The sequence below is a fragment of the Paenibacillus sp. FSL L8-0436 genome, assembly GCF_038593025.1.
GTDB lineage: Bacteria > Bacillota > Bacilli > Paenibacillales > Paenibacillaceae > Paenibacillus_AQ.
Map to the genome: position 1 here is coordinate 3,094,986 of NZ_CP151955.1, position 23,334 is coordinate 3,118,319.

25 protein-coding genes are annotated in these 23,334 nt (G+C 49.6%); 17 read left to right on the forward strand and 8 right to left on the reverse strand.

Features of this window, described 5'->3' with window-relative positions; genetic code table 11:
• Positions 1–111 precede the first annotated feature (111 nt).
• Together NSS79_RS14140 and NSS79_RS14145 are read left to right on the forward strand one after the other, a co-directional pair.
• Positions 112–711, forward strand: coding sequence for a nitroreductase family protein (locus tag NSS79_RS14140; RefSeq protein ID WP_342439809.1), 600 nt, complete (start codon positions 112–114; stop codon positions 709–711).
• 75 nt (positions 712–786) lie between these two features.
• A complete protein-coding gene (locus NSS79_RS14145) occupies positions 787–981 on the forward strand; it encodes a DUF2188 domain-containing protein (protein ID WP_342439810.1) in 195 nt (64 codons plus the stop codon).
• Positions 982–1,059: 78 nt separating this feature from the next.
• On the opposite strand, the gene NSS79_RS14150 is transcribed toward NSS79_RS14145, so the two are convergent.
• Together NSS79_RS14150 and NSS79_RS14155 are read right to left on the reverse strand one after the other, a co-directional pair.
• Complete coding sequence (locus tag NSS79_RS14150; RefSeq protein WP_342439811.1) at positions 1,060–2,271, reverse strand: peptidylprolyl isomerase; 1,212 nt, start codon at positions 2,269–2,271, stop codon at positions 1,060–1,062.
• 316 nt (positions 2,272–2,587) lie between these two features.
• On the reverse strand, positions 2,588–2,923 hold the full coding sequence (locus tag NSS79_RS14155; RefSeq protein WP_038590681.1) for a hypothetical protein: 336 nt from the start codon (positions 2,921–2,923) through the stop codon (positions 2,588–2,590).
• Positions 2,924–3,146: 223 nt separating this feature from the next.
• On the opposite strand from NSS79_RS14155, the gene NSS79_RS14160 reads away from it, so the two are divergent.
• A complete protein-coding gene (locus NSS79_RS14160) occupies positions 3,147–4,256 on the forward strand; it encodes a lactonase family protein (protein ID WP_342439812.1) in 1,110 nt (369 codons plus the stop codon).
• 138 nt (positions 4,257–4,394) lie between these two features.
• On the opposite strand, the gene hfq is transcribed toward NSS79_RS14160, so the two are convergent.
• Positions 4,395–4,616, reverse strand: coding sequence for an RNA chaperone Hfq (gene hfq, locus NSS79_RS14165; protein ID WP_038590687.1), 222 nt, complete (start codon positions 4,614–4,616; stop codon positions 4,395–4,397).
• Between the two features lie 111 nt (positions 4,617–4,727).
• Between hfq and NSS79_RS14170 the strand changes: the two genes are divergently transcribed.
• Complete coding sequence (locus tag NSS79_RS14170; protein WP_038590689.1) at positions 4,728–5,408, forward strand: phosphatase PAP2 family protein; 681 nt, start codon at positions 4,728–4,730, stop codon at positions 5,406–5,408.
• Between the two features lie 49 nt (positions 5,409–5,457).
• On the opposite strand, the gene NSS79_RS14175 is transcribed toward NSS79_RS14170, so the two are convergent.
• Positions 5,458–5,928 carry a hypothetical protein gene (locus NSS79_RS14175; protein ID WP_342439813.1) on the reverse strand — a complete coding sequence of 157 codons (471 nt, stop codon included), beginning with the start codon at positions 5,926–5,928 and terminating at the stop codon, positions 5,458–5,460.
• Between the two features lie 203 nt (positions 5,929–6,131).
• Here NSS79_RS14175 and NSS79_RS14180 point away from each other — a divergent pair, with 203 nt between their 5' ends.
• From NSS79_RS14180 to NSS79_RS14190, 3 genes are all read left to right on the forward strand, one after another.
• On the forward strand, positions 6,132–7,163 hold the full coding sequence (locus tag NSS79_RS14180; RefSeq protein WP_342439814.1) for an aromatic acid exporter family protein: 1,032 nt from the start codon (positions 6,132–6,134) through the stop codon (positions 7,161–7,163).
• A 247-nt stretch (positions 7,164–7,410) separates the two neighbouring features.
• A complete protein-coding gene (gene helD / locus NSS79_RS14185; protein ID WP_342439815.1) occupies positions 7,411–9,762 on the forward strand; it encodes an RNA polymerase recycling motor HelD in 2,352 nt (783 codons plus the stop codon).
• A gap of 189 nt (positions 9,763–9,951) precedes the next feature.
• Complete coding sequence (locus NSS79_RS14190; RefSeq protein WP_342439816.1) at positions 9,952–11,232, forward strand: MFS transporter; 1,281 nt, start codon at positions 9,952–9,954, stop codon at positions 11,230–11,232.
• A gap of 37 nt (positions 11,233–11,269) precedes the next feature.
• Here the strand turns inward: NSS79_RS14190 and NSS79_RS14195 are convergent, their stop codons facing one another.
• The 3 genes from NSS79_RS14195 to fsa all read right to left on the reverse strand — a co-directional run bounded on the left by NSS79_RS14195 (position 11,270) and on the right by fsa (position 13,727).
• Complete coding sequence (locus NSS79_RS14195) at positions 11,270–12,472, reverse strand: MFS transporter (RefSeq protein WP_342439817.1); 1,203 nt, start codon at positions 12,470–12,472, stop codon at positions 11,270–11,272.
• Between the two features lie 8 nt (positions 12,473–12,480).
• Positions 12,481–12,930, reverse strand: coding sequence for a MarR family transcriptional regulator (locus NSS79_RS14200; protein WP_342439818.1), 450 nt, complete (start codon positions 12,928–12,930; stop codon positions 12,481–12,483).
• 149 nt (positions 12,931–13,079) lie between these two features.
• Positions 13,080–13,727, reverse strand: a complete 648-nt coding sequence (gene fsa / locus NSS79_RS14205) for a fructose-6-phosphate aldolase (protein WP_342439819.1) — start codon at positions 13,725–13,727, stop codon at positions 13,080–13,082.
• 274 nt (positions 13,728–14,001) lie between these two features.
• Here fsa and NSS79_RS14210 point away from each other — a divergent pair, with 274 nt between their 5' ends.
• Genes NSS79_RS14210 through NSS79_RS14220 form a run of 3 tightly spaced genes read left to right on the forward strand, consistent with a single transcriptional unit; the run spans position 14,002 to position 15,523 of the window.
• Positions 14,002–14,469, forward strand: coding sequence for a hypothetical protein (locus NSS79_RS14210; protein WP_342439820.1), 468 nt, complete (start codon positions 14,002–14,004; stop codon positions 14,467–14,469).
• A 4-nt stretch (positions 14,470–14,473) separates the two neighbouring features.
• Positions 14,474–15,007: a macro domain-containing protein gene (locus tag NSS79_RS14215; protein ID WP_342440370.1), complete on the forward strand. Its 534-nt coding sequence runs from the start codon at positions 14,474–14,476 to the stop codon at positions 15,005–15,007.
• A gap of 39 nt (positions 15,008–15,046) precedes the next feature.
• Positions 15,047–15,523, forward strand: coding sequence for a GNAT family N-acetyltransferase (locus tag NSS79_RS14220; protein ID WP_342439821.1), 477 nt, complete (start codon positions 15,047–15,049; stop codon positions 15,521–15,523).
• 8 nt (positions 15,524–15,531) lie between these two features.
• Here the strand turns inward: NSS79_RS14220 and NSS79_RS14225 are convergent, their stop codons facing one another.
• Positions 15,532–15,729 carry a hypothetical protein gene (locus NSS79_RS14225; RefSeq protein ID WP_038590720.1) on the reverse strand — a complete coding sequence of 66 codons (198 nt, stop codon included), beginning with the start codon at positions 15,727–15,729 and terminating at the stop codon, positions 15,532–15,534.
• Between the two features lie 84 nt (positions 15,730–15,813).
• Here NSS79_RS14225 and rpiA point away from each other — a divergent pair, with 84 nt between their 5' ends.
• The 7 genes from rpiA to NSS79_RS14260 all read left to right on the forward strand — a co-directional run bounded on the left by rpiA (position 15,814) and on the right by NSS79_RS14260 (position 23,287).
• Positions 15,814–16,494, forward strand: coding sequence for a ribose-5-phosphate isomerase RpiA (rpiA, locus tag NSS79_RS14230; RefSeq protein ID WP_342440371.1), 681 nt, complete (start codon positions 15,814–15,816; stop codon positions 16,492–16,494).
• The gene (locus tag NSS79_RS14235) at positions 16,478–16,981 is read left to right on the forward strand and encodes a VanZ family protein (RefSeq protein ID WP_341118634.1); all 504 of its coding nucleotides are present in this window, start codon (positions 16,478–16,480) and stop codon (positions 16,979–16,981) included. The genes rpiA and NSS79_RS14235 overlap by 17 nt, the downstream gene beginning before the upstream one ends.
• A 160-nt stretch (positions 16,982–17,141) precedes the next feature.
• Positions 17,142–17,582 (forward strand): GNAT family N-acetyltransferase, encoded by a 441-nt coding sequence (locus NSS79_RS14240; RefSeq protein ID WP_038590727.1) that lies wholly within the window; start codon positions 17,142–17,144, stop codon positions 17,580–17,582.
• A gap of 226 nt (positions 17,583–17,808) precedes the next feature.
• Complete coding sequence (locus NSS79_RS14245; protein ID WP_038590729.1) at positions 17,809–18,261, forward strand: MarR family transcriptional regulator; 453 nt, start codon at positions 17,809–17,811, stop codon at positions 18,259–18,261.
• Entirely contained in the window at positions 18,258–21,416 is a 3,159-nt protein-coding gene (locus NSS79_RS14250; protein WP_342439822.1) for an MMPL family transporter, read from the forward strand. The genes NSS79_RS14245 and NSS79_RS14250 overlap by 4 nt, the downstream gene beginning before the upstream one ends.
• A 195-nt stretch (positions 21,417–21,611) precedes the next feature.
• On the forward strand, positions 21,612–22,145 hold the full coding sequence (locus NSS79_RS14255; RefSeq protein ID WP_342439823.1) for a sigma-70 family RNA polymerase sigma factor: 534 nt from the start codon (positions 21,612–21,614) through the stop codon (positions 22,143–22,145).
• Entirely contained in the window at positions 22,142–23,287 is a 1,146-nt protein-coding gene (locus tag NSS79_RS14260) for a DUF4179 domain-containing protein (RefSeq protein ID WP_342439824.1), read from the forward strand. The genes NSS79_RS14255 and NSS79_RS14260 overlap by 4 nt, the downstream gene beginning before the upstream one ends.
• Positions 23,288–23,334: the final 47 nt, after the last annotated feature.

Below are 23,334 nucleotides of genomic sequence, written 5' to 3' on the forward strand. Positions count from 1 at the left end.
TGGTGGAAAGAGAAGAAGCAGGAAATAGTTGTGAAATAGTATTGTGTTACCAGAATAAAAGTGTTAAGATTTAGAAAAGTTAGTTACTAAATAAATGGAGGTAGTTATTTTATGTCTAAAAATTTTCTGGAAGCAGTAAAAGAAAGACGTTCCATCTATTCACTCAGCAAAGAAACTCCGATTTCCGATGCTCAAATCAAAGAGATTGTTGAAGCTGCGGTATTACATAGCCCAACTTCATTTAATTCCCAAAGCTCCAGAGCCGTTGTTCTTCTGGGCGACAAGCATGATAAACTATGGGATATCACTGCTGAAACCCTGCGCAAGATTGTTCCAACAGAACAGTTTGAAGGCACTGCTCAAAAATTGGCTTCCTTCAAAGCAGGTTATGGTTCCGTATTGTTCTTCGAAGATCAGACAGTGGTGAAGAGCCTGCAGGAGAATTTTGCCCTGTACGCCGATAATTTCCCGGTCTGGTCCAACCAGTCTTCCGGGATTCTGCAGTTTGTAGTATGGACAGCATTCGCAGAAGCAGGCCTGGGTGCGTCACTGCAGCACTACAATCCGCTAATTGACGATGAAGTGAAAACAACCTTTGACATTCCTGCAGAATGGAAGCTGATCGCCCAAATGCCGTTCGGTAAAATTGCTACCGCTCCGGGCGAGAAAGAATTCCAACCGATTGAAGATCGTGTAAAAGTGCTTAAATAAGCATCCTATAGAGCTGTTTAGAACCTCCTTGACCGGGCTAATAAGTACTATAGCCTAATTAAGGAGGTTTTCATTATGCCGTGGAACAAGGATGATTACCCGGATTCACTTAAGAATTTTATGGCGCCTGTACGTAACAAGGCGATTGAGATAGCCAATGCCCTGCTGGAGGAAGGTTATGAGGAAGGGCGAGCCATCTCGATTGCGACAGCACAAGCTAAAGAGTGGGGCGAAAATCACGATAAGCAGATCCGCAAGAAAAATCAGTAGACAAGAAGAGGACCAGGCGGTTAACCGCCTGGTCCTCTTCTGTGGGAAAGCTTGTCCTGTTAAATATTGCGAACTGCCTTATTTGGCAGGGGGTGCTTCAGTTGCTGAAGGTTCTGCGCTTGTTTCTGGAGGTGCAGATGCTTTGGCATCAGTGAGCGAGTTGGTGATCTTTGCTTTGCTATTCAGCTCCGACAGCCAAGTGTTTGACATTTCGGATACCTTTTGTGCTTTAAGAGTCTTTTCGATTTCTGCTTTCTTTTCTGCCAGCGTATATTCTTTTGCTTCCTTGCGGTCGGTTACCTTAATAATGTGGTAGCCGAAATCACTCTTTACTGCACCGCTGGTTTCACCGACTTTAAGCTTAAAGGCCACATCGGAGAATTCAGCAACCATATCACTGCGTTTGAAGAAGTTAAGATCGCCGCCGTTCTCTTTGGAAGCAGTATCCGTAGACTTCTCTTTGGCAAGCTTGGCAAAATCCGCTCCTTCTTTAAGCTGCTTGACGATGGAGTCAGCTTCCGCTTTGGTGGCTACAAGAATATGGGAAGCCCGGACTTCTTCTTGCTGGTTAAAGGAAGCTTTGTTCTCATCATAATAAGCGGTAATATCTTTTTCCGTAACGGTTACTTTCGGTTCAATCAGCTTGCGGATTTTCACTTGCATCGGCATTTGCTTCTTCAGATCATCAAGGGTCATATTACTTTGTGACAATGCAGCGTTCAGGGCCTCTTCACCGCCGAGCTGAGTCTTAAGATCTTCAATCTCCGCATTGAGGTCCGCATCGGTAACGGTGACGTTGGCTTTCTTAGCTTCCTGATCCACAAGGGTAGTTGTGATCAGGTTCTTCAGTGTAGCTTCACCGCCGGCTTCAATCAGTTTATCGTAAAGCTGAGCTTTCGTAATGTCGGTTCCATTAACGGTTGCAACAGCCGTCTTGCTGTCGTCTTTTTGGAAAGGCGGTTTAATCAGTACAATGATAAGCGCAGCTGCGAGTACAATAGAAGCAATCATCCAGCCTTTTCCAGCCTTAGGGGAAGATGACGGTGGAGGAGCTCCAGCGCCCACTTTGTTCATTACTGGAACATTTCTTTCAGCTTCTCTAACAGCAGGTGTCTCAACGGATTCGGCTGTTTTAAACACTGGTGTTTCGGAAGCGTTGACATCACCGGTTGCTGGAGTAGATGCTGCTTCTTGGACTAACCCTTCATTGTTGTTTACGGAAGTGTTGCTTTCCTCCGTTGTTCCATTGTTGTTCTGGTGTTCGTTTTCGCCCAAATCTCTTTTGTCCATTATAATTAATGACTCCCTTCAATATAGGTGTTGCCTGTCTTTCTACAACTTTACCAGAAATCAGGATTCCAAACCTTAAGAAAGTATAAAAAAGTATATTTACTTTTTAAGATTCCATTAAGACAAGTGGAAACGGCTTCGCCGTCATCAAAAGGACGGTATCCGTTTCAGCGAGAAATAGAAGGATGATTTATAGCGTGAAGCATATAAATTCTTATATTTTAAAGGAAAAACCGGAGTTGCATGGTTGCACCACGCACTTCCGGTTTATGTAGAAGGTATAAGAATGTATTCGTATATCTCTGAGTGTATCCGCTTAGGAGCTGAGGCCTCTGAGCAGATGTCGAATACTTTCCTGCTTCCGTCTGGGAACACGGACATTTTTGGCGTACAGGCCCATTTCACCGAAGTAGATACAGTCGTCCTCAATTGCGCTGATCTTGTTCAGATTAACATAGCAGCCTCCGTACACATGATAATAGCTGGCATTGGATAATAAACGATTCAGTTGCTCGGCAGTCATTCTCTTTTTAATGTTGTAGTTTCTGCCGTGAAAAATGACTAAGTCGTGATCTCCGACTTTAAAGAACAGAATGTCCGTCTCCACCTCGAAGTCCTCATATACGTTTCTGGCTTCCAGCAGGCTGCTCATTCGTGTTCCCCCTTTATAAAAATTTACATTGATGTTAGCGCTTTCATTGTATCATATTCAGTCAGATTTGAGAAGGCTTATTTTTGAAATGTTTTTTGTCATTTTTTACGTTGCATTTGTCATAGACGCTGAAAAATTGTAAATTATAAAGATGACTGCCGTTAAAACTGCGGGCGGTTTGGATGAAACTATAGTTATGAAACCATGGAGGAGGAATACCGAGATGAATGAGAATACTAAACTGTTGTTGTTTACAGGTTCCTACGCAAGTGCGGAAGAGAGCGGAGTTCAGGTGTTTGAATTCAACGGGGAGGCAGGGGGCACACTGGAACTGCTGGATACGGTGCAAGGTATCACGAATCCCACCTTTGTTAATGTTGATGCTTCGGGACAACGGCTGTATGCCATTGGTGAACAGGGGAATCGTGAAGGCGTCAAGGAAGGCGAGGTTGTCTCCTTCGCCATTGATCCACAGACAGGCAAGCTGACCGAACTGAAGCGGATTCCAACGATGCCTGCCGCAGGCAAAACCCAAACCACCACCTGTCATATCTCCAGAGATCCGGAGAATGAATATATCGTTGTATGCAGTTACCATGGCGGAAGTATCGGTCTTGTGGCACTCGATAAGCAGGGTCTGCCGCTGGCGCTTACGGATACAGCTCAGCATACCGGACACGGCACGCATCCGGAACGCCAGGACCGGCCGCATCCGCATTCGTCCGTATTCAGTCCAGACGGGCGTTTCCTGTTTGTGTCGGATCTGGGGCTCGATCTGATTCGTTCCTACCGGATCAACCGGGAGCGGCAGACGCTCGAGATTCATGACGAAACCCCGCTACACAAGGGAGCAGGTCCAAGGCATTTTACCTTCCATCCGGACGGCAAATCTGCTTATGTTATCAATGAAGTGGATTCCACGATTACTTCTTTTACATATGACAGTAGTGCAGGAACCTTGCATACGGTTGTGACTGTACCGACACTGCCAGCGGATTATGAGGGGGAGAACACTTGCGCTGAAATATCTTTGTCACCGGACGGCCGTTACCTTTACGGCTCTAACCGCGGGCATGACAGTATTGTGGTCTATGCTGTGGATGCCGAATCGGCTGCGCTTACGTGGGTAGAGCATGTGTCTACACGCGGCGGCCATCCGCGCCACTTTACAGTGACCCCTGACGGAGCATATCTGATTGTTGCCAATCGTGACGGGAACAATCTGGTGGTATTTTCCCTCGATCCTGCCAGCGGGCGCCTTAGCTTCACGGGCAATACAGCAGAGGTGTCAAAGCCGGTATGTGTTAAGCCTGCTGTATTCTTCATCTCGTAAGTTATCACAAGACAAAGCGGTTAAGTGGACTTTATTCGGGCTAAATCCGCCAAAAGGAACACCGGGGAATTGCTCCGGTGTTCCTTTTGAATTAAGGCTGTAACGTTATGGTGGTTAGTGGTGATGTAAAATGGCTTGTTATTTAAGTGAGACGGGCTTAAGCGGCACAACCGTGGAAACTGCCGATTTAAAGAGCACATTTTGCCTGCCGTCACCCTGTCCGTGCAAGGTGATCGTGTAAGCGTCGTATGAGGTCACAATTCCCTGCATTTTAACTCCGTTGGTTGTAAAAATCGTCACGGGCACCTTTGTTGAAATACATTGGTTCAACAAACGTTCCTGTAATTTTAGACTTTCCACTTTGGCAGCACTCCATCTTTTTTATGAATTGACTTCCAGGCCAATTATAACACGGGAAAGACTCTTCCTGGAAATGTGGTGGACGGCGCGGAATTAGACAAGGAGGTAGTTATGCTTTATTATCAGTACTGGTCCAGAGGTTTTCGCTGGTTTTTATGGTTTTTGTTAGGATTTAGTGTAATTGCTACGCTTGTATTCCTGAACAAGACGGTTTCCTTTGATACCTATATTATTCATATTGTCCAATCTGCAGAATCTCCTGCACTTACTTCGCTGGCTAAAGGTTTGTCACTGGTGGGTTCCTCCAGTCTGGCGATCGGCATCTCGCTGTTGACGATGGCGTTGCTATTCTTTCTGCTGAAGCACCGGTTGGAGCTGATTTTGTTCCTCTGGGTTGCATTAGGTTCGCAGCTGTTGAATACAATGATGAAACTGTGGTTTCACCGGGAACGCCCCAATATTCACCGGCTGATTGAGCAGGCGGGATACAGCTTTCCCAGTGGGCACTCCATGGCTGCCTTTTCCTTATATGGTGCAATCGCCTATTTGCTCTGGCGGCATTTGCGGCGGCACCGTGAACGGTTTTTACTGATTTGTTTTACGGTCCTGATGACAGGCGGTATCGGGTGGAGCCGGATTTATCTGGGTGTGCATTACCCGAGTGATGTGATCGGAGGGTATACCGCAAGCGGTGCGTGGCTGATGCTGTCTATCGCATTATTTGAAGCCTACCGGAATTCACGAAAGCGCAAATCTGCCGGAACCATTAATCAAGCGGATACCCGCAGGTAGACCTGCGTTGTATCCGCTTGATGTTTGGTGGTTTTCTTTTCTTGAACGATTAGGGTTTGGCTTGATGAGCACTCGACGCATTGGCAATGCTCAGCTTCAGCAAAGCGGGCAGTCCGGCTTTTAGCTTCTGAACTTCGTCAGGTTTCAATTGTCCGTCTTTGATGGACTCATCCAGCTTCAGGCTGGCGGCCTCGCTCAGTTTTTGAATATACTGCTCCTCGGTCCAGCCCTTTTTTTCCTTAGCCAGCGTGTAGAGGGTTTTACCGCTTTTCAAACTGCGGATCAATTCTGTACGATCGATCTCGAGCAGCTTGGCCGATTCATTCAGAATAAAGTAACCTCCGGCTTTAAAGCCCCGCGCATGGTGTGGATGGGAGGAATGTTCTTTTCCCGCATGAATGCTGTCCGGTGCAGGTGAAGGTGTGCTTCCGGCAGCGTTGTCTGCAAATGCAGCGGCTGGAGCCAGACTGAGCATCACGGCTGCGGCAAAGGCTGTTATTCTTTTAATGTTGTTGCTCATGATTCACCTCTTGTTATCGTTATGGGTACTGCAGTACACAGTATTCCCTGGAAGCTGAAAGAATTCTGAAAGCCAGCTTAAGCCATACTAAAAATTCGCCGGCCTTCTCCATGGGTAATAGTGGTTGTACCCTATTAGAAATTGACTTAAGTTCTGCAGGATATACATAAAAGATGTTAATAAAATAGTAAGGAGGGATGATTTTGGCCTTCGGCGCCCGCATACTCAAGACAGGAATGGCTGTCACACTCGCACTTTATCTTTCTGCATTGTTGCATTTTACTTCTCCAGTTGGTGCGGCGATTGCAGCAATCTTTGCCATGCAGCCCTCCATCTACCGTTCATGGCGCTACTTCCTGGACCAGATACAGACCAGCACAATGGGGGCAGTCATCGCGCTGCTGGGGGGAATGGTGTTGTCCAATGAGCCCATCGCGGTTGGGCTGGTATGTATCCTCGTAATTATGATCAGCATGAAAATGAACCGTGCCGATACGATCGGACTGACACTCGTCACAGTAATTTCCGTAATGGAAGCTTCGGGGCAGTGGGAATTTGCATTGACCCGCTTTCTGCTTACGCTCACAGGAATTGTATCGGCATTTTTAATCAATATTACGGTCTTTCCGCCAAAGCCGCGTAAGCAGTACATCCAGCAGATCGAGAGCGTGTTCACCAGCTTGTCGCTGCTGCTGCGGACTGCAGTATCTCATGAGATGAAAGAGAGTGTCTTCCGCGACGAGAAACATGCGCTGGAGGGTTCGATTAAAGCGCTGGCAGATAAGTATGGACTGTTTGAAGAAGAGCAGAAGCAGCTGCGAAGAGCTAAATACAGCCAAACCCGGCAAATGGTGATGTACAAAAATCTGTTATCCTCCCTGCAGAAAGGTTATGAGGTGCTGGAGGCTGTAGACCGGCACTATTTCCAGGCAGAACGGACGGAGCGGACCGATGAGCTGTTCGACAGGCATCTGGAGCAGCTGATTAAATACCATGAATACATCCTGCTCAAATTCGAGGACAAGCTGAAGCCGGGTTCAAGTGACTCGGAGCCGCTTGGAGAGGACAATGACAGATTTCTGCAGCAGGCAATTGAGGGCTATGACGCTGAGAAATCAGGGCAGTTGCGGTTATCTGTTGTTGCAGCAGCTATCTATGATTACGGGTATCAACTTGAGCGCCTCGATAAAGTAGCGGATCAGATCAACCGTGCATCTGCCGATGAAAAAGAATAGCAGGCTTCAATCTGACATACTTACTCTATATAAACAAAAAATCCCGTCCCAAAGGACCGGATCATATACATAATAGGTTATGACATCATAAAGTATTATAATAATGGACTCAAAGACTTGATAAAGTCGGGTGGAATTGCTAAAATAAGAGGATATTGAATGAATATTGTAAAATATGCATAATTATACAAAATAATTATACCATGGGTAAAAATAAATGTCAACCTTCCAAAGGGGATGAAATGCAGTGGAGAAACATGATAGCGAGTGGAAAGAGGAGCAGGAGAGGGTAACGGGTATAACGAAGCTGCTTAAGGGCCATATCCGGCAGTTGTCTGAAGAGCTGGGTCTGCACCGCAGCGATGTTGTGGATATGCGCAAAGATTTCTGGGAAGAGGTCACGGTTAACTTCAGCAGCCCGGATGATCTGGGCGAGACTTCAACCAGTCTGCGGCAGCAGGCGCAAATATTAAATGAACGCGAGCGCCATCATCTGCAGTCAAGCAAAGCGCTTAAAAAATATAAAAAGCTTGTGGTGTCTCCCTATTTTGGACGGATTGATTTCGCTGAGACACCGGACGGAGAGGTAGAGAAGATCTATCTCGGAATTGGTTCCCTGATGGAGGATAACGGCACCTTCCTGATTTATGACTGGCGGGCCCCAATCTCCAGTCTGTACTATGACGGAGCGCCAGGTCCGGCAGCTTATGATACACCTGGAGGACTCGTGAGCGGTACGATGGAACTGAAACGGCAGTTCGTAATTGATGACGGGGTCATCGAAGTGATGTTTGATACCGGAGTAACCATCGGGGATGAATTGCTTCAACAGGTGCTAAGCCACAGCGCGGACGACCGGATGAAGAGCATTGTAGCGACGATTCAGAAGGAACAGAATGCGGTAATCCGCAACGACAAAAGCCGGATGCTGGTTGTCCAGGGTGCTGCCGGAAGCGGTAAAACCTCAGCAGCCCTACAACGGGTCGCCTATCTGCTCTATAAATACCGTGAGGTGCTGCAAGCCGATCAAATGCTGCTGTTCTCACCCAATCCGCTGTTCAACAGTTATGTCTCCACGGTTCTTCCGGAGCTTGGTGAAGAAAATATGCAGCAGACAACGTTCCAGATGTATCTGGAGCACCGGCTGGGCTACGAATTTCAACTGGAGGATGTCTTCAGCCAGACGGAAAGTTTGCTGAATACACCTGACGGACCGGAAGCCTCAGTGCGCAGAGAAGGAATCGGGTATAAATCATCAGTAGCTTTTCTGGATGCCATCCGCCGTTATGTGAATCTGCTGGAGCATGAAAGCATGCAATTCAAGCCGCTGATGTTCCAGGGCCGGGCGATCGTTGGAAAAGAAGAGATGGAGCAGCAGTTCTACAGCTATGATCCCAATATCAAGCTGGCGAACCGGATTGATCTGATGACAGGCTGGCTGCTCAAGAAGATTGCTGCGTTCAGCATGGAGGAGCGGAGTGCCCAATGGGTCGAAGACCAGATTGAGACGCTGGATTCCAGTGAATATCAGCGTGCTTACCAGATGATGCGGCGCAAGGGTGGCGGTCATAACGAGAGCTTTGATGATTTCGATACCGAAAAAAGCCTGCTCGCCCGGTATATCGTCAGCCAGCGGCTGAAGCCGCTGCGCGGATGGACCAAGCGGGGGCGGTTTGTCGATGTTAAAGGGCTGTACAGCCGGTTGTTTACTGACCGGGAGCTAATGGAAACCCTCAACAACAGCAATACTTTGCCGGAGGTTTGGGATGAGATTTGCAGACAAACGCTGCAATCTATAGGGGCTAACGAGCTGGCGTATGAGGATGCAACGCCGTTTCTATATTTAAAGGAGCTTAGCCAGGGCTTCCGGACCAATACGCTAATTCGTCATGTTATTGTGGATGAAGTGCAGGATTATTCTCCATTCCAGCTGGAATTTATGCGCCGTCTGTTTCCGCGGGCCAAGATGACGGTGCTTGGGGACCTGAATCAGGCGATTTATGCCCAGGGCGAGGTGCTTGGCGACCTGGCAGGACTGGTGAGTATTTACGGCGAGGAGAATACCGAGGTGATTTCTCTAACCCGCAGCTATCGTTCGACTTATGAAATTGTTGAGTTCACACGGGCGATGATTCCAGGGGGCGAGCGGATCGTTCCTTTCAACCGCAGCGGGGAAGCGCCACAGCTTACCGTTGTCGATAGTGAGGCGCAGCTGCTTGCCTCGGTTGAGCAGGATATTCTTAATCTCCATGCGGAGGGCTATCACTATGTGGCAGTTATCTGCAAAACGGCGGAGGAAAGCGCACGTGTACATGCCGAGCTGCAAAACAGGCTGCCGGTAAGACTTGTGACAAAGGAGACGCCTAATTTTCAAAAAGGGACTCTGGTGCTGCCCGCATACTTAGCCAAGGGCGTGGAATTTGATGCAGTCATTATTTATGACGGCTCAGCGGAGAGATATGGCAGGGAGAGCGAACGGAAGCTGTTTTATACCGCTTGTACCCGGGCGATGCATTTGCTGCATATCTATAGCCTGGGAGCGCCCAACCATTTCCTTCCGGCCGCCGTGCGCGAGTCTGTAACCGCCGGTTCGCTGTGAGCTGAATAACATCATATTGGCCGTTTTCGCACCTGATGCGGGAACGGCTTTTTTAAAATATAGAATTTATATGCTTCACGCTATAAAGTTTCCTTCTATTTCTCCGTTTCCACTTGCTGGGATGCATACCGGGTCAGCTAATAAACCACAATATAGGAGACTGTGAACGATAACAAAGGTGGTCAATCCATGAAGGACAGAAAATGGGATCTGGCAGCTCTGGCTTCCATTCCGCTTATTATGACGCTAGGCAACTCTATGCTGCTTCCGATTCTGCCGCAAATCTCCCGGGAGCTGAAGATCAGCTCTTTTCAGGTTAGTATGCTGATCACACTATACGGCCTCATGGCCATTCTGATGATTCCGGTGGCGGGTTATCTGTCCGACCGTTATGGGCGGAAAAAGGTTATTCTGCCGAGTCTGCTTATTGCTGCGGCCGGAGGAGCAGTTTGTGTTGCTGCTGCCTGGTTCACAGAAGGGCTGACCGCTTACTGGATCATTCTTGGCGGGCGTGTGCTGCAGGGCATTGGCGCAGCCGGAGCCTTTCCGATCGTGCTTCCCTTTGTTGGTGATTTGTTCAAGGATGAAAAGGTGGTCAGCAAAAGCCTGGGACTTATCGAGACCTCAAATACTTTCGGCAAGGTGCTTAGCCCGATTCTCGGTGCTTATTTAGGGTTGCTGCTCTGGTATGCGCCTTTTATTGCCATTCCGGTACTGTGTGTGATCTCGTTTATGCTTGTCTTATTTCTGGTCCGCAAGCCAGAAGAGCAGGAAGAGGCTGAGAAGACCTCCGTCCGGCAGTTTTTATCGGGCATTGCGGATATTTTACGCCAGCATGGGCGTTGGCTGTATGCTATCTTTGCCATCGGCGGCATTTGCATGTTCGTAACCTTTGGTGTTCTCTTTTATTTATCGGAGACACTTGAGGCGAAATACAACCTTCATGGTGCCATGAAAGGTTTTGTATTAGCGATTCCGCTGGCGGTGCTGTGTCTGTCCTCCTTCGGCGGCGGCAAGATCATCGGGCAGAACAAGTCAATGATGAAATGGCTGGGCTTCAGCGGGATGGTTTTGTTGACAGCGGCGATGGTTATTGCCGGATTCAGTAAAAGTATTTATATGATCATTGGGTTCCTTAGTCTGGGCGGGATTGGAATCGGCGCAGCATTGCCATGTCTCGATGCGCTGATTACTGAGGGGATTGAGCAGGAAAAGCGGGGTACCATCACCTCCCTTTACAGCAGCATGCGATTCATCGGCGTGTCGCTGGGACCGCCGGTGGTGTCGCTGCTGATGACAAGGGGGCACTGGGTGCTATTTGGTACGATGGCCGGAGTGGGGGCAATCGGCGGACTGTTGACATTGTTCGCCGTGACGCCCAGCAAAGGAGAAAAAGGGGAAAAGGGCCAATCGGGTACAAAAAGATTGTCCGAACGGATACTACAGATCTGGCCGCAGCGCGCCCGGTAGTTGTACTTCTATTATTTCGCTGACGGCCGGCTTGAAATTAAGCAGAGGAAACGGTGCTCCGGTTGCTTCTCCATCTGATGGTGAGATATGCAATATAAACCATCAGCAGAAGTGCGGGAGCCAGTGCAGAATAGCGGTACATGACCGCATAGGAATTATACAACGCAACAGATCCGAGGAGCATAGTACCGATTGCTACACCAAGATCCAGTGAGTTGAAGAACATGCCGTTGGCCATTCCCCGCTGGCGCGTGTCAACGGACTGAATCATCCAGGTTTGCAGGGCAGGCTGCATGGATCCGAACCCGATCCCGTAGCATAAAGCAGCCGGGAACAGGGCGGCTGTTGATGAGGCGAAGGAGAGCAGCAGCAATCCGCCGATGATGAACAGGCTGCCGGGAATTAGCAGGGCAGCTGGACCGAAACGGTCATAAATTTTGCCTGACAATGGACGAATGATAACAATGGCAACAGCATTAAACAGAAAGAAATACGCGATATGTTCCAAATGGGCTTCTTTGCCGTAAAGAGCGAGAAAGCCCAGCAGTCCGCCGTATGACACGGACAGCAGTAAGTTCAGCAGGCATGGGATAAACAGCCTGCGAAATGCCCCGCTTTTGAAATCCGCTGCCGGAACCGCAGCGGGTTCCTTGTGCTGACCCGGAAGCACTGCTGTCAGGCGGTGGCCAAGCGGGAAGATTAGCGCCAGTGCGGCCGCGGTAACGAGCAGCAAGGAGCCGAACCCGGGACCCTGCAGCAGGCTTAGACCGATCAATGGACCGGCAGACATCGCCAGGCTTGTCGACAAGCCGAAATACCCCATGCCTTCACCCATCCTGCGAATCGGGATCACGTCCGAAGCCATTGTCGGAAAGGCGGTGCTGGCCATCCCGAAGCCGATCCCGAAGAGCATGCGCATAAGCAGCAGTACGGTTATGCTTCCGGCCCAGTAATAACCGGTGACGGCTACAAGGGATACGGCCAGCCCGAGGAAGATCAGCAGGTTGCGGCCGCCTTTCTCCATGGCCTTGGCCGAGAACAGCCGTGAAGCGATAGCACTAAGCGCAAATAAGCTGGTAACCAGGCTAACCTGCACGGAAGAGGCGTTCAAGGATTCTTCGGCATAGGCCGGGAGAGTGGAAAGTGTCATTTGCAGTCCTGTAAACAGCAGCAGGTTGCAAATTGTCAGCAGAATAAACGATTTTGTCCAGAGACGATCAGGTGTTGTGTTCAATACCATTGCTCCTATTATTGGTGTGAATTTCCAGTGTTGTGATAGATCAGCTCCAGCATAACGCGAAGCTCTTCAAGTTTATCCGGTGAAAGTCCGGCAACCGCTGTTTGGATCGTCTGCTGCTCCAGAGGGATTGTGCTTTCGATCAGCGTCTGCCCCTCAAGGGTGGGATACAGCAGAAAGGCCCGCCGGTCGCTGGGACTTGTTGATTTTGTAATAAAACCTTTCTTCTGAAGCAGCTCCACGATCCGCGCAGTTGTGGGTTGATCTTTGGCTGCCGCTGCGGCAACTTCCTTCTGGTTAATGCCTTCTCGGTCAACAATCATTAACAGGACAGACCATTGTTCGGGGGTAATATCGTAAGGTTTCAAGGCCCGGGCAAACGCATTGGATATCCTCCGGTGGGTGGAGCCGAGCAGGAATCCGAGGAATTGCTGCGGAGAGGAAATAGGCAAAAAAATCATCCTTTCTGAAAATACTTGTTATAACAACTATAGTTAAGACAAGTAAATTAGTCAACCCGACGCAAAAAACACCCCATAGAAATGTATCGGACCCATTATGATCCAATAAGATTTCCACGAGGTGCTTTATGTTAACAGCAGCAGCTGTATTATACTTGCGGAACTTTCTCCCAATCTTTCAGGAAGCGTTCGATACCGTTATCTGTAAGCGGGTGTTTCCAAAGGGAAGGCAGCAAGGAGCCCGGGATGGTTGCAATGTGCGCACCGGCGATTGCCGCTTGCTCCACATGTGCGATGTTACGGATACTGGCTGCGATAATTTCCGAATTCAGGCCGTAGTTGGTCAGGATGGTCTTCAGATCCTTGATCAACTTCATGCCGTCAACGCCGATATCGTCCAGACGACCGACAAACGGGCTGATATAGGTAGCGCCGGCTTTGGCAGCCATGAGGCCTTGAGCCGCGGAGAATACTAGGGTAACGTTAGTCTTGATGCCTTTTTTGGTCAATTCGTAGCAGGCTTCCAGGCCATCTTCAGTCATAGGCAGCTTGATTACGACATTGGGTGCCCACTCAGCAATTTCATAGGCTTCCTTAAGCATTTCTTCTGCTGTAAGGCCAATGACTTCCGCGCTGACAGGACCAGGCACAATAGCCACGATTTCTTTGATTACATCTTTGAACAATCTGCCTTCTTTGGCGATCAGTGACGGATTCGTCGTCACGCCATCCACTAAACCGAGGCGGGTAATACGTTTAATTTCTTCAATATTTCCGGTATCCAAGAAAAACTTCATTGTAAATTTCCTCCCTTGATTTCTTATGGATTGACAAACAGTATGCACAACTTCATTATGGATCATGCCACAGAAAGTTTCAACTGTTAATATGAATATTTCAAAATAACTTTATAGAATATATATCGCTTTCAGTAAGGAGTGGCGTTCTTAATCATGAAGATTTCCTGTGAAAAAAGAAACTCAGCCCATTTTGACCATTCCCGGGCATGTTCTCTCCATGATAATATAGAAACGGTATTGTTGATTTTCTGAAGAATGGCGGGTGACAGAAATGATTACTGTAGTTGGGGGCGTCGTGTTGTTTCTGTTGTTTGCTGCAGGACTGCTTGCCTACCAGAGCAGCCGCATGATCTCTGAGCGGGAGGCGAGTGAATCTGCCGCTCCTACCGGTTCACTGATGTACTCCGTAGTTAATCAAGCGTTCGCAGAACATGAAGAACGGCCGGAGGCGGTTCCGTTATTTCAGTTCACTGTGCTTTCCGGACCGGGAGAACAGCTCGCTAAGGGAGAAAAGGGAACGACGTCCGCTTTATGCCGTGTACCGGCCGGCACGGGAGAGATGGTTCTGACCGACGCGGAGAATTGGATGAGAAGCAACCTCCGCAAAGCTTCCATTGAAGGAGCAAGGGTCGTGTTTGCTTCCTTTCCGGAAAAGGCGGACCGCAGGGGAGAGAAAGAGCTGATTCGAAACTTGGAGGTTACGGCGAGAGAGGAGGCCGAACATGCAAATCATCATTAATGATGTGGCGATATCTGTCCGCGAAGGTGACATTACGTCCTGGCAGGGTGATATGATTGTGAATGCATCCAATTCCGGCCTCTATGGAGGTGGTGGTGTTGATGGAGCGATCCACCGGGCTGCCGGACCACGAATAGCTGAAGAATGTGCGGTAATCCGCCAGAAGCAGGGAGGCTGTCTGCCTGGTGAGGCGGCATTAACGAGTGCAGGCAGGCTGCCTTTGCTGGGCATTATACATACAGTAGGGCCGATTTGGAAAGGCGGAGGCGCCGGGGAAGCCGATACTTTGGCCAAATGTTATGCCAGCAGCCTGGACTTGGCGTACTTAAAGGGTGCGCGGAGCATAGCCTTTCCAAACATCAGCACCGGGGTTTATAATTTCCCTAAAGCGTTGGCCTGTGAAATTGCGCTTCATACGGTCATTGAGTATGTGGCGGCCCAGGATTCCCGGTTGCTGCCGCTGAAAGAGATCTCATTTATTTGCTTTGAGAAGGGTAACGCTGAATTATATGAGGAAACGCTTAAAAATTATATATAGCTGGACTTGCGCGCTGGTTGAAGTGGAGGAGAAACGGTAATGACGTCCATAACTGATGTAATTTTTGTTGTAGTTGATCCCGGGAACGCGGATTTGCTTTCGTTAATTGACCGTCTGGATGAGGATCTGAAGTCCCGCTATCCGCATGAGACCATCTACGTTGTGGATTTCACCGATCCGAAGGTAAAAGAGATGACTTTCGTGGTAGCTTATCAAGGAGAGAAACCGGTCGGCTGCGGAGCGCTGCGCCCGCTTGACCCGGACAGTGCGGTGATGGAGCTCAAGCGTTTCTATGTGGACCCGGGCAGCCGCAAGCAAGGAATAGCCAACAAGATGCTGCTGGAGCTTGAGGCGAAGGCCATTAGTGCCGGCTGCCGGGAAATCCGGCTGGAGACTGGCATCAAACAGCCGGAAGCCATTGCACTCTACGTGAAGCATGGCTATCGGCCGATTGATTTGTTCGGACCTTATATTGGCGATCCGGATAGTTTATGTTACGGTAAGGAACTCTTCTAATCTGATGTTCAAGCGTGGTATTTGCCTGCTGGGGCATTCAGCACCCATTCCAGCATGAGCATCATATCCTCCAGCCGGGTAAGCTGGGCGTTTAGAGCTTCACGCTGCGGGCTGTCCTCGGCCAGTGGTGTCAAACGTGTCTCCAGAGACCTGCGTTGGAGTGTTAATTCATTGATTTTGGACTGAATCTGATTTTCGGTTCTCATCCGGAATCCTCCTGGTGATGATAATTTTATATTGTAAATCTATTTCATTATTATAACGGATAATATGGAGGTATTAAAATGAGTATCAATGTAAAGCAGCTGGCTGCGGAAAAAGCCGTGGAGTATGTGGAAGACGGAATGAAGATTGGCCTCGGCACAGGTTCCACCGCATATTGGGCTATCCGCAAGCTGGGTGAACGAGTGCAGCAAGGACTTAAGATTACCGCAGTAGCTACCTCACGTGCTTCGGAGGAGCAGGCCCGCGAGCTGGGCATTCCATTGGTTGCATTTGGTGATGTTGACCACCTGGATTTGACGATTGACGGAGCGGATGAACTCGATGGCCGGCTTCAACTGATCAAAGGCGGCGGCGGTGCATTGCTGCGCGAAAAGATCGTGGCCATGGGCAGCACGCGCATGATTGTGGTGGCGGATGAGAGCAAAGCAGTAGAAACGCTGGGCAAGTTTCCGCTGCCGGTTGAGATTGTTCCCTTCGCCTGGGAATGGACAGTCGCTGAACTAGCTAAGCAGGGCTGCAAGCCGGAGCTGCGGCGCAGCGGCGATGAATTGTACAAGACAGACAACGGCAATTACATTGCAGACTGCCGGTTTGAAGCGATTGCTTCTGCTCGTGAACTTGCGATGTCTCTGCATGGCATTCCAGGCGTTGTTGAACACGGCTTGTTCATAGGAATTGCCGATCTGGCCATTATCGGCAAGAAGGACGGCAGCATCGAGATAGTGGAAGGTGAAAGCAATCTCTAGTCCGCGTAAGACGCAGAAGCCCGGAAACCGTTCCGTCCGGGGAAAACTTCAGCCGAAGCCGCGCCGGATATGGGCGTGGATGCTGCTAATGCTGTACTGTGCAGCCGTTGTGTACTGGATGTTTATCGGTTTTGGCCGTGTCGTTCATCCGGACGGACCGCTACAATATAATCTGGAGCCGCTGCGGACCATAAAACTCTATTTTGATTTGGACAATGGGGTGCCCTTCTCCGGCCGGCTGGTGAATCTGCTGGGAAACGTCGCCGTGTTCATTCCCTTTGGCCTCCTGCTGCCGCTGCTGAAGCAGCGGCTTAACTCCATGTTTGGGTTAACCTTACATATGGCTTTATGGATATTGCTGCTGGAATCCATGCAAATGCTGCTGCGTGTCGGCAGCTTTGATATTGACGATTTGCTGCTTAACTTGCTGGGTGTGTGGATAGGTTATATTTTTCTTCATTTGGCATGGGGTAAATCGTTAAACTAAAGTTTCACAAAACTTAAGCGTATGCTTTCGAAGTGAGTTTTGTACGAAGTTTTATCAGGAAGCTGTGCTTACAAAACTAAAGCGTATGCTTTCGAAGTGAGTTTTGTACGAAGCTAATTCAAGGCTGTCTATGCTAACAAAACTTTTAGGAGGTTTAACTATGCTGATAGATCTGAAGCATCTCGTGGGTTCTCCCGAGGTGAACGAGCTGCTGGCTTATGCTGTTATTGATGAACCGGATGCACTGCAGCGTACTTCAGCCGAATATAGCGCTCAGGCTGCACTGCAGCTGTGCGGCTGGGAAGAGGAAGGCCTGCTGCTGGGGCTGGTGGGCTTTGAAGAAACGGAAGACGGCTCACTGGACATCCGCCATATCGCCGTACTGCCAGAGAACAGGGGCAAAGGGTATGCGCGCGGAATGATTCTTGAGCTGCTAACTGCGCGTCAGCCCCGTTACCTGCTGGCAGAAACTGAGGACGAAATTGCTGCTGACTTCTACCGCAGCCTGGGGTTCATGGTGTACAGCCTGGGTGAAAATGCCGCAGGAATTGAAATGTTCCGCTGCGTATATGAGGTCGAGGAGTCTGAAGACGAAGAATAACGAGAATAAGCTAAGGGGAAAGTAGAGAGAATTCTCACCTCCTTCCGGCAAACAGCCATTTACGCATGTCATCGTGCAGAATGGCTGTTTTTGTTATGCAAAATGCAAATAAACCGCAGCTGGAATACGAAAAGGAACATATTGACTTTTTGGGCGGCAGACCATATAGTTTTACTGTGAAATAGTTTCATACGTGAACTATTAATAGTGTTGGGAGGTTTGGATTTTGAAAGAAGAGGCAGAACACTGGATCAACCGCTATTTGGATGCGTACATGGTAGTAACTAGGCAGATTAGCGCCCGTGTCAAGGAGCGGATTCCGGAAGGGCTGACCAATGACCAATTTATTATTCTCCGGCTGATAAACAGTCAGGAGCTTTGTACTTCCACATTTTTGGCCGAGGCAGTTGCGGTAGGTAAGAGTTCGATAACGGCAATTATTAACCGGCTGGACGAAGCTGGACTGATTCAGCGGACCCGGGACGAGAATGACCGCCGCCAGGTGTATCTGACACTCACGGAGCATGGGAAGAGTGTGCATCAGACCGCCGAGAAGCAGGTTCAGGAAGTGATTTCTCCCTATCTGTTTGATTTTGAGGAAAAGGATATTGAGAAATTTATTACCATGTTTGAGAAGCTTGCATTTTTAATGCATGAAACAGGAGGGAGAAACAATTGAAGACCATACTGAAAGCTAGATGGGCTGTAATTACAGTCTGGCTGGCTGTGGCGGTCGTGTTATTTTTAACGGCGCCGGCGATGTCGGATCTGGTGCGCGAGAAGGGGCAGATTGCTGTTCCGGATGGCTACACCTCTTCGAGAGCGGCTGAGATTATGAGAGAGGTGGCCGACGCTAAGGGCGGTGAGACGCTGCACCAGGTTGCCCTTGTTTTTAATAAGCCGGGTGGACTGAGCGCAGAAGACACGGAGAGCATTAAGCAGGGCGTTGAGCAGCTTACGGCGAGCAAGGAATCGCTGAAGCTGGATTCCATTACCGACCCCTTTTCTCAATCCGAATTAAAGGATACGCTGATTGCGAAGGACGGGAAGACCATTATGGTCGCACTGTCGGTAAAAGGCGGAGAAGAAGGGGTCAAGGAACTCCCGGCTAAAGTAGCAGCCTTGTTAAGTGATGTAACTGCCGATCATTATCTGACCAGCGAAGGACTGATTACGGAGGATACCATTGTCAGCTCAGAGGCAGGGCTGAAGAAATCGGAGTATATTACCGTTGTATTTATTCTCTTGATCCTGTTCGTAGTATTCCGTTCATTCGTTGCGCCGTTTGTGCCGCTGCTTACGGTCGGACTGAGCTATATTGTATCGCAATCGGTTGTGGCCTTTCTGGTGGACCGGTTTGACTTTCCGTTATCCACATTTACGCAGATCTTTATGGTGGCCGTACTGTTCGGGATCGGGACGGATTACTGCATTCTGCTGATCAGCCGCTTTAAGGAAGAGCTGGCAACCTCTGAGGATACGAAAAGCGCGATTATCACCACCTACCGCAAAGCGGGGGGGACGGTATTCTATTCCGGTCTTGCGGTATTTGTAGGGTTCCTGGCCATTGGGTTGTCCAAATTCATGCTGTACCGTTCTGCGGTTGCAGTGGCCGTTGGGATTGCCGTGATGATGCTGGCGCTCGTGACTGTCGTTCCATTTTTTATGGCGGTATTGGGCAAAAGGATGTTCTGGCCATCCCGCGGGAAGCTGGAGCACAGCGAAAGCCGCATCTGGGGGGCCGCCGGTTCCTTCTCCTTAAAAAGACCGTGGGCTGCTCTGCTGATTGTAGCTGCGGTAGTGGTGCCGTTCCTGGTCACTTATGGCGGCAAGCTGTCCTTTAACAGCATGGACGAAATCGGCTCCAACTACGCATCGGTTAAAGGCTTCAATATTATCTCTGAGAGCTTTGGGCCGGGAGAATCGATGCCCGGCAAAATTATCATCAAAAATGATGACCGTATGGATACTCCTGAATATATGGGTCTGGCTGAAAAAATCAGCCGTGAGCTGGAAAAGCTCGACGGGGTCAAAGCTGTGCGCAGTATGTCGCGTCCTACGGGTGAACAGATCAATGACTTCCTGATCCCGACTCAAGTGGCTACACTGTCAGAGGGTCTGGACCAGAGCAATGAAGGGCTTACGAAGATTCAAACGGGGCTTGCGGAAGCGAGCAAGCAGTTAAGTGACAACGAGCCAAAGTTGAACGAGGCCGTATCGGGCAGCGCGAAGCTGACGGAGGGCACAGCTGAGCTGAAACAAGGTATCGCCGCGCTGGGCGATGGACTGTCCCGTATAGAGAGCGGCATTAAAAGCGGATCGGCGGGAGCCGGTGAGATCAAAGCCGGTCTGGCGCAGGCAGCGGCCAGCGCAGAGCAGCTTGCGGACGCCAATGCTGCACTTCTGGCAGGCTACAAGCAAATCGGTACGGGGCTGACCGCATTGGACGGAGGCGTTGCCGGGCTGCAAACCCAGCTCCAGGGCGTGGCTGCTGCACTTGCCGGGCTGGATGCTTCCTTCACGGGCCTGGAAGCCAGCCATCCTGATCTTCTGCAGGATGTCGATTACCAGACGATTAAAGGAACGGTAACACAAACCGGCACGGGTACAGCCCAGCTTGCCGCAGGACTTGGACAGATTTCAGGGCAGCTAAAAGCTGCAGCTGCCGGTCTGAACAAGGCCAACACCGGATATGCCAAGGCCGTTGCCGGTCAAACGGCGCTGGCACAAGGTCTGGGCAAGCTTGTCGCCGGAATCGGCCAGTTGCAGACGGGCCTGAATCAAGCGGCGGCGGGGCAAGGGCAAATTGTCGATCGCATTCCTTCGATCACAAACGGGTTCGACCAGCTGCAGGGCGGCCAGCAGCAGCTTGCTGACGGGTTCGGCCAGCTTACCGGACAAATCGGCCAGCTTACGGACGGTTTAAACGACAGTGCGGACGGCCTGAAGCAAATCACCGGCGGGCTGACTTCTGCCCAAGCGTACCTGGGGCAAATTCAGGAGGCCAAAGATGATGAACTGAGCGGATTCTTCGTACCGTCTGAGGCGCTGGAAGCCGAGGGTATCCAGCAGATTTTTGATACATACCTGGCAGGTGACGGCAAGGTGATGACGCTGGATGTTGTTTTCTCCGAGAATCCCTATAGTTCCGAAGCGATTGACAGCATTGGAGATATTCAGGCTGCCGTGGACCGGGCTGTGAAGGGCACGAAGCTGGAGAATGCGGAGACCGCGATCAGCGGAGTGACCAGCACCTATAGCGATCTGCAGAAGATTTCCAATGAGGATTACTCGCGGACCGTTATCCTGATGCTGGGCGGTATTTTCATCATTCTGGTATTACTGCTAAGATCGATTATCATGCCGATTTATCTGATTGTTTCACTTGTTATCACTTACTTTACGGCGCTGGGAATTACGGAAGCCATCTTTGTGAATCTGCTGAATTATTCCGGGATTACCTGGACTACTCCATTCTTCAGCTTCGTTATGCTGATTGCGCTTGGGGTGGATTACAGCATCTTCCTGATGGCCCGCTTTAATGAGAACAAGACCTGGGATGTGCGTGAAGCGATCCTGCATGCCATGCGCAATATGGGGACAGTCATTCTGTCGGCTGTAGTGATCCTGGGTGGAACCTTTGCCTCAATGTATCCTTCCGGTGTATTGTCGATGATGCAGATTGCTACTGTAGTTCTGGCCGGTCTTGCTCTTTATGCACTGGTCTTCCTGCCGTTTTTCGTCCCGGTTATGGTACGGATGTTTGGCCGGGCGAACTGGTGGCCGTTTTCTTCGGCATCAGCGGAGGATCATCCGAAAACATTAGATTTATAAGATTCGGCATGACTTGAATAACAGCAAAGAGCAGGCTTCCGGGACAGTGGAGCTTGCTCTTTGCTGTTTATGAAGAACCAGGGTGAAAAAATATTTCATACATAGAGGTAACCTTTCAGCCCTATGCTCCATCTAATCAGCTGTATGGAAGCAACAAGCAGAGTTTCAGCTTTCTGAACGAAAGGAGGGGATCGATTGAATAACGGACAAGAGGATCAGATTAGACGTGCGCAAGCAGGGGACAGTGAAGCTTTTATTCAACTGGTTAAGGGGCTGGAACGGCAAATGTACAGTATGGCCAAATCCATTGTCAGGAATGACGAAGACAGTGCGGATGTTATGCAGGAGACGGTTATGAAGGCGTACAAAGCATTGTCCGGATTGAAAGAGCCTGCTTTCTTCAACACTTGGCTATTTCGTATTCTGATCAATGAATGCAATATGATTCTGCGCAGACGGGATCGGGTAGTCGTCATGTCCGAACCTCCAGAGCATCTGCTGGTATCGTCTTCGTTTGGGGAGGATATGGATCTCCGTAATGCCGTCAGCAGTCTTGAGGAGATTTCACGGACCATTGTCATTCTTCATTATTATCAGGGGTTGACGCTGCAGGAAATTGCCGGGCTGCTGGAGCTGTCGGAGAGCGCAGTTAAAACGAGATTACACAGGGCAAGGAAAACCTTATATGAATCTCTGGCGGAGCCCGCGGAAAGGAAGATGAATGGATGAATCAGCAACAATTTGAGAGCAGGCTGGCAGGATTAAGGGAAGAGCCTCTTACAGAGCTGCCGGAGCTCGTACAAGCCCGTATGAATGATACCTACCGGGTAATTGGCGGAATGGAAGGAACAGATCCTAAGGTTCCAGAAACAGCAAAAACCTCTAGGAGCCGGAGAAAACGTTCTTGGCTTACCCGGGTTATGATCAGTGCTGCCTCTGTGGCTGCAGGGCTGGTGTTGATTATCAGCCTGGGGTTCGTGTCACCGGCAATGGCTGATACCTTGAAGCAACTGCCGTTCCTGGAAAGTGTGTTCAAGGTGGCAGGCGACGCCGGGCTTAAGAAAGCAAATGAGACTGGTGTAACGGCGGACATTCAGCAGAGCGTTACGCATGACGGCTTGACGTTCAGCGTGTCGGAACAGATGTATGATGGGAGCCGGTTGTCCCTGGTGCTTACCAGAAAGCAAGATGGTAAGGTTGGAGAGGAAGGACCCTTGTCTGATTTGTGGACTATTCCCGATCCTGAGACCGGCTTGTTGAATAGGATCGATTCTTATGTCAATGGAGCTGAGGTCATCACCGGAGGGGGGATCGCTTCAGGAGGCCCGGATGCGCCTGACTCCGTTATTGTTACAGTCTTTAATAATTCAGAGAATCAGCGGATTCCAGATGAGTTTGATTTCAAAATGTCATTTACCGTTCCGGGAATCCGGCAGCCGTTCGAGTTTGAATTTCCGGTGAGCAAGAATACAGCGGGAGGCTACATTCTGACTCCTGAAGTAACCAAAATCCATGATCATATTCATCTGCGGGTCAAGCGGCTGGAAGTTAGCGAAACCACGACCCTGCTGATGGCAGAGTTTAAGGGGGAACAGGGAGAGGATGTAAGGGCCTTTCAAGAAGCGATACCGGAAACATATAAGAATAACGGGTTTTTGTCTATCTTCTTTGATGTAATGGATGAACAAGGGCGGGAGGTTCACATGCTAAGTATGAGCGGTGGCTCCGGTGAAGGCGATACTTTAGATTCCAGCAATGTGTATGAGCCATTTCAAACCATACCGGAGAGTATTGTAATCAAGCCCTACGTCTGGAAGGATGGACGGAAGCTTTACATTCCTGAGTTTGAAATAACCGTTCCTGTAAAATAGCATAAAAAACCTCCGGCATGCACAAGTAGTGCAGAAGCCGGAGGTTT

Bases quoted from the DNA above. Each gene is read 5' to 3' on its own strand.
- NSS79_RS14145 (WP_342439810.1), top strand. From the start codon at position 787: ATGCCGTGGAACAAGGATGATTACCCGGATTCACTTAAGAATTTTATG.
- NSS79_RS14260 (WP_342439824.1), top strand. From the start codon at position 22,142: ATGAATCAGCAACAATTTGAGAGCAGGCTGGCAGGATTAAGGGAAGAG.
- NSS79_RS14190 (WP_342439816.1), top strand. From the start codon at position 9,952: ATGAAGGACAGAAAATGGGATCTGGCAGCTCTGGCTTCCATTCCGCTT.
- NSS79_RS14140 (WP_342439809.1), top strand. From the start codon at position 112: ATGTCTAAAAATTTTCTGGAAGCAGTAAAAGAAAGACGTTCCATCTAT.
- NSS79_RS14150 (WP_342439811.1), bottom strand. From the start codon at position 2,271: ATGGACAAAAGAGATTTGGGCGAAAACGAACACCAGAACAACAATGGA.
- NSS79_RS14155 (WP_038590681.1), bottom strand. From the start codon at position 2,923: ATGAGCAGCCTGCTGGAAGCCAGAAACGTATATGAGGACTTCGAGGTG.
- NSS79_RS14175 (WP_342439813.1), bottom strand. From the start codon at position 5,928: ATGAGCAACAACATTAAAAGAATAACAGCCTTTGCCGCAGCCGTGATG.
- NSS79_RS14160 (WP_342439812.1), top strand. From the start codon at position 3,147: ATGAATGAGAATACTAAACTGTTGTTGTTTACAGGTTCCTACGCAAGT.
- NSS79_RS14200 (WP_342439818.1), bottom strand. From the start codon at position 12,930: ATGATTTTTTTGCCTATTTCCTCTCCGCAGCAATTCCTCGGATTCCTG.
- NSS79_RS14240 (WP_038590727.1), top strand. From the start codon at position 17,142: ATGCTGATAGATCTGAAGCATCTCGTGGGTTCTCCCGAGGTGAACGAG.
- NSS79_RS14195 (WP_342439817.1), bottom strand. From the start codon at position 12,472: ATGGTATTGAACACAACACCTGATCGTCTCTGGACAAAATCGTTTATT.
- NSS79_RS14225 (WP_038590720.1), bottom strand. From the start codon at position 15,729: ATGAGAACCGAAAATCAGATTCAGTCCAAAATCAATGAATTAACACTC.
- NSS79_RS14220 (WP_342439821.1), top strand. From the start codon at position 15,047: ATGACGTCCATAACTGATGTAATTTTTGTTGTAGTTGATCCCGGGAAC.
- NSS79_RS14170 (WP_038590689.1), top strand. From the start codon at position 4,728: ATGCTTTATTATCAGTACTGGTCCAGAGGTTTTCGCTGGTTTTTATGG.
- fsa (WP_342439819.1), bottom strand. From the start codon at position 13,727: ATGAAGTTTTTCTTGGATACCGGAAATATTGAAGAAATTAAACGTATT.
- NSS79_RS14210 (WP_342439820.1), top strand. From the start codon at position 14,002: ATGATTACTGTAGTTGGGGGCGTCGTGTTGTTTCTGTTGTTTGCTGCA.